Source organism: Trichlorobacter sp. (assembly GCF_030247655.1).
Classification (GTDB): Bacteria; Desulfobacterota; Desulfuromonadia; order Geobacterales; family Pseudopelobacteraceae; genus Trichlorobacter.
In genome coordinates, this window is sequence record NZ_JAOTRZ010000268.1 from 1 (window position 1) to 3,503 (window position 3,503).

Sequence of the window (3,503 nt, forward strand, 5' to 3'; positions counted from 1 at the left end):
GGGTATATATCATGGTAGTCTTCAGACTGGAATGCCCCAATAGAGTCTGGATCACGCGGATATCATATGGGTGGCAAAAGAATGGCGGAAAGTATGTGACGTAACCCGTTTCGGTATTTTAGCCTTACGCACGGCAGGATACAGCGCCTCCTGAAGATCAGACTCATGCAGATGCCAACGCCGCCGCTGACCGGTCTCCGCAGCCAAGGTCAGATTTTTTTGCGGAAAGAACCACTGATGGAGAAACTCCTTGGGTGCCTTGGGATACTTCTTCTCCACTGCATCATCCAGAAACACCCCATCATACCCTGCAGCCAGATCCCGCTCATGCAGTTCCCCCACCAGCTTAATCTGGCGCTTCAACTCTGGCAGAATCGCCTCTGGAATCGGCACCGTTCGATCCTTCTTACCCTTGCCATGTATGGTCAGTTTTCCCGCATCAAAGTTAAAATCACGCACCCGCAGCTGCAAACACTCAAACTGGCGCAAACCGCAGCCAAACAGCAGTTTGACCACCAAATCAAACGGATAGACAAGCTGGGCAAGGATAGCATCGATCTCTTCACGAGAAAGGACAGTGGGGATATACAAGGATTTCTTGGCGCGGGGTACGTCACGCAGCTCACCAAACTCTCGTTTTAAGCCATGACGATAAAAAAACAGGAGTGAATTGAACGCCTGATTCTGCGTTGTCGACGCCACCTTGCAGGTAACTGCCAGATGGGTCAGGTACTCTTTCACATCATCGCCGGTCAGCTCCTGTGGCGATTTATTTTTTAAAAAATGCTGAAATTTTCTCGACCAGTTGGCATACGTCTTCAAGGTCTTGCGCGAATAATGTCGAACCGCAATCTCATCTGCCATAGCCTTAAGAACAGCATCCCATTCCAGCGAATCAGACTTTTCCTGATAACCGGCTTCCGAATAAAATGACTTCCGAGCTCCACCAACAGGTGGTGGCAGATCTACCGGTGCTGGCGACATTGCGGATGATTGCGGCTTTGCTCCATCCTGACTCATCATAGCAAAAAAGAGAGACACTGCATGATAGGCTCGGCGGCGCTGGTCTTCTGACTGATTCTTCTCCTTCAACTTGTTGATAAAGAGACGAAGGCGATCTGTATTCCCCCCCTTAATCTTGTATTTATCGCAAAAATCAAGAAAAAACCTTAGCCATTTCAAGTACTCACCTGACATGTCAATTTTGATACCACTTGAGACAAGATATTCCCGGTAGTCAGTTGTTAATTGGCTTGGCAGTTGAAACATAATCCCGCACCTTTCATCGATAAATCCTTTTACAGCTTACCAAACAATGCGTATATTTCTTGAAATTCCTGTTCAAATGCATTTTATGAAAAATACTACATCCAAGCTACGGACATTATCATGCTGAAAGATATGAAATCATACAACCATTTAAAGCCTGGTCAAAAGGGGACAAAACGGTTGGTTGAACAGTATGGCGATTCGTTACTCTGTGTTCGCTACCGGTATGACGAAAAACGCGGTATTCGCCTTAAAACCGTAGAAATTATCGTAGAAGAAAGGCAGCATACCCCATCCCGCTTCAAGGACGGAGATATTGTGTCAATCTCTGTACAATTTGATGAAATGGAGCTTCGTGAACAACTCCGTACATTACGAGCCCGTTGGGATTCACAGGCAAAATTATGGTTTGTGCCATATAGATTGATACGTGGTACGCCACTTGAAGAACGAATATTAGTTGAATAGCATTCCAACAAAGACACTTATATAGGCAACCCACAAGAATAACCTATATAGGCAACAAATAACTTATATAGGTAGCAAGCAACCTATATAGGGATACCGTATATAATCGAGTTGAACGCTGGAGAATTCAAGAATGAAATATAAATATATCGTTTTGTATCAAATACGGGGATTAACATGCAGCCCTAACGAAAACGACACCGTAATAGACTCAAAAGAAAGCACTAGTCACGTTATAAAATCCATTATCACCAGTAACCCTGATCCATACTGCAACGATTTAGATCGTTCACTGGCACTTGGTTATTTGATGCTGAAAAGCTTTGTAGGACAACGAGAAGCAGATGATGTAAACCGTAAAATTACCGAGATTCGCGAAGCTAGGAAGAAAAATTTAGAAGGTTCTTTAGCTCTTGTTTTCATTGCTGAGGGTGATATTGTTCCGGATTTCAGTCGCCCACATAGAGAAACTGCTGATTACGTTGTTGGTTTCGATATTATTAACAAAGAGGAGATTGTTTCCACTTACAGAGACCATATTAACGCAACCATAGCTGCCCTCTGTCTGTCATTGGTTGGCCCGTCCATACAAGTGAAACGATTACGCGGTGATGTATATCTAATCAATGAGCAAGAATTGCCAGTTTATTCGATGGAATTCTCAGGTAGTGGTGAAATGTTCTCCGCAACACCAATCACGAAAGAAATTATTGAAGAAACTCAAGTTCAGCTCAAGAAATCAAACAAAAAAGCACTGACCAAGGTCAACAAACTTCTAACACAGGCAATATCTAGAGAAAATGACGAACTTCGCCGATTCATGTTCGGATGGGCAGGCATCGAAGTTCTCATTACAAGTGTATTTAAAGAGTACGAAAAATTATTTGCACAAAGCCTACCTGGGGCAGAGCTGACAAGTCCTACACACAGATACTTCCGTCGAATTCGTGAAGTTATGAAGGGGAAATATAACATCGCTGATCAGTTTGTAATTGTGGCTGCATGTATCGGTAATGAAGCAGTCGAAGCTGATATAGAAGAATTTGTAAGGATTAAAAAAATCCGTGATGCGTTGTTCCATGATACTTCAGCGGCAGAAAAGGGCTTACCAATCTTTGAAACCATAGAATTACTGAAGAAATATCTTAGATTACATACAAGGAAGGTGGAGGGATAAGCTTCATTAGGAAGGTTCAACCATCGGCAAGACCGGCTGAGGGCCGGTCAGCCTCACCCCGTTATTCGCATCACTAAACGGAGTAAAAAATGTCCAAGAGAAAAATCCTGACCATCGGGCTTGAACTTGCTTCATCGGAAACGCAATATGCAAACTTTCGATCAAAATTATCACTACTTGACTGGGATATTATTCTGTTTAAGCCTGAGATTGGGGATTTCGTAGAATATTATACCGAAAACTATCTTGGAAAACCAAGCCTGAGTGACACATCATCTTTCCAGCTAAAAGAGTGTTGCGAGCACTGGCGTCGTGAAATCAAGCAAGCCATAGAAACCGGTAAAACCGTTTTGCTATTCCTTCCGAGTCTATACGAAGTGTATATCGATACAGGACAAAGAACCTATTCTGGAACTGGCCGCAACCAAAAGACAACCCGGCACGTCGCACCGTACAATAATTACGCAGCAATCCCTGCAAGCCTGACACCTGTCCCATCAACTGGGAGCGCAATGAAGCTAACCTCGCGTGGGTCAGAAGAGATTGCTGCATTCTGGAAGGAGTTTGAAAATGATTGTACTTTTAAAGT

The 3,503-nt window shown here is 43.6% G+C and carries 4 protein-coding genes; 3 read left to right on the forward strand and 1 reads right to left on the reverse strand.

What is annotated here, in order from left to right; translation table 11 throughout:
• Nucleotides 1-51: 51 nt before the first annotated feature.
• Nucleotides 52-1,269, reverse strand: a complete 1,218-nt coding sequence (locus tag OEL57_RS15340; protein WP_300741658.1) for an integron integrase — start codon at nucleotides 1,267-1,269, stop codon at nucleotides 52-54.
• A 120-nt stretch (nucleotides 1,270-1,389) separates the two neighbouring features.
• Here OEL57_RS15340 and OEL57_RS15345 point away from each other — a divergent pair, with 120 nt between their 5' ends.
• From OEL57_RS15345 to OEL57_RS15355, 3 genes are all read left to right on the forward strand, one after another.
• Nucleotides 1,390-1,737, forward strand: coding sequence for a hypothetical protein (locus OEL57_RS15345; RefSeq protein WP_300741659.1), 348 nt, complete (start codon nucleotides 1,390-1,392; stop codon nucleotides 1,735-1,737).
• 133 nt (nucleotides 1,738-1,870) lie between these two features.
• A complete protein-coding gene (locus tag OEL57_RS15350; protein WP_300741660.1) occupies nucleotides 1,871-2,914 on the forward strand; it encodes a hypothetical protein in 1,044 nt (347 codons plus the stop codon).
• An 89-nt stretch (nucleotides 2,915-3,003) separates the two neighbouring features.
• The coding region (locus OEL57_RS15355) for a hypothetical protein (RefSeq protein WP_300741662.1) at nucleotides 3,004-3,503 on the forward strand (500 nt) is incomplete at its 3' end.

Coding starts and splice junctions, on each gene's coding strand:
- OEL57_RS15340 (WP_300741658.1), bottom strand. CDS start 1,269: ATGTTTCAACTGCCAAGCCAATTAACAACTGACTACCGGGAATATCTT.
- OEL57_RS15345 (WP_300741659.1), top strand. CDS start 1,390: ATGCTGAAAGATATGAAATCATACAACCATTTAAAGCCTGGTCAAAAG.
- OEL57_RS15350 (WP_300741660.1), top strand. CDS start 1,871: ATGAAATATAAATATATCGTTTTGTATCAAATACGGGGATTAACATGC.